The sequence below is a fragment of the Streptomyces sp. NPDC037401 genome (assembly GCF_055602345.1).
Map to the genome: position 1 here is coordinate 1 of NZ_JBVJWO010000089.1, position 1,414 is coordinate 1,414.

The 1,414-nt window shown below is 71.1% G+C and carries 1 protein-coding gene; it reads right to left on the minus strand.

Annotated elements, in window-relative coordinates:
* Positions 1 to 1,414 (minus strand): acyl carrier protein (locus ACZ7H1_RS37345; protein ID WP_470792947.1); only part of this gene is annotated, 1,414 nt, incomplete at both ends.

Here is a 1,414-nt window from a genome sequence, read left to right on the forward strand (position 1 = left end):
ACGCCTTCGCCCCAGCCGGTGCCGTCCGCGGCTTCCGCGAACGCCTTGACCCGGGCATCGGGAGCGAGCCCCCGCTGCCGACTGAACTCCACGAACATGCCGGGGTTGGACATCACGGTCGCCCCACCCGCCAGTGCAAGGGTGGACTCGCCGCTGCGTAGCGACTGTACGGCCATGTGCAGGGCGACCAGCGAGGAGGAGCAGGCCGTGTCGACCGTGACTGCCGGGCCCTCCAGACCCAGCGTGTACGCCACCCGGCCCGACGCCACACTGGGCGTCGTACCGGTCAGCACGTAGCCCTCGAGCTCCTCGGGGGCCTCGTGGAGCCTGGGGCCGTAGTCCTGTGCCGTCGCACCGACGAAGACGCCGGACTGGCTGCCCCGCAGGGTCCGCGGGTCGATGCCGGCCCGCTCCAGCGCTTCCCAGGAGGTTTCCAGCAGGAGCCGCTGCTGCGGGTCCATGGCCAGCGCCTCGCGCGGCGAGATCCCGAAGAAGGTGGGGTCGAAGTCGGCCGCGTTGTGGAGGAAGCCGCCCTCCCGTGTGTAGGCCGTCCCGGCCCGCTGTGCCTGCGGATCCGCGTCGTACAGCGCCTCCAGGTCCCAGCCGCGGTCGGCGGGGAACGGCGAGACCGCGTCACCGCCGGACGCCAGCAGCTCCCACAGCTCCTCAGGCGTCCGGATCCCGCCCGGGAAGCGGCAGCCCATGCCGACGATGGCGATCGGGTCGGCGTCGCCGGAGGCGGTCGGCACGGAAGCCGCCGACGCGGGGGTGAACATGTCCCCGGTGCCGACGAGTTCGCCCAGCACGTGCCGCGCGAGGGCCTCCGGGGTGGGGTGGTCGTACAGGGTGGCCGAGGGCAGCCGCAGCCCTACTGCCTGACCGAGCTGTACACAGAGCTCCACCGACATGAGAGAGTCGAAGCCGAGTGCCTTGAACGGCAGGTCCACCGCGACCTGTTCGGGGCTCTCGTGCTCGAGCACGGAGGCGACGTGCCGTCGTACGAGATCCAGCACTTCCCGGTTCGCCTCGTCCTCGGGCATTCCGGCGAGGGCTGCGACGAGACCGGAAGCGTGCAGCCTGCGCCCGGACTCCGCGCCCACCTCCACATCCCCCACTCCGCCCGCTTCGTCCACCTCGTGCACGTCGTCCGCGACCGCACCGGAACCGGAGCGGACGGCCGACACCTTGGCCGGCACCTCGGCCGTCTCCTTGAGCCAGTGCCGCCGACGCTGGAAGGCGTACGTGGGCAGCTCCGCCCTGTGGGCAGCTGCGACACCCAAGTCGGCAAGGACGGCCTGCCAATCGATCTCGACGCCTGAGACGTGGAGTTCGGCTGTGGCGCGGGTGATGGCGTGGGTTTCGTTGAGGTTTTTGTGGAGTGTGGTGGTGAGGTGGGTGTGGGGTTGGGTGAGGG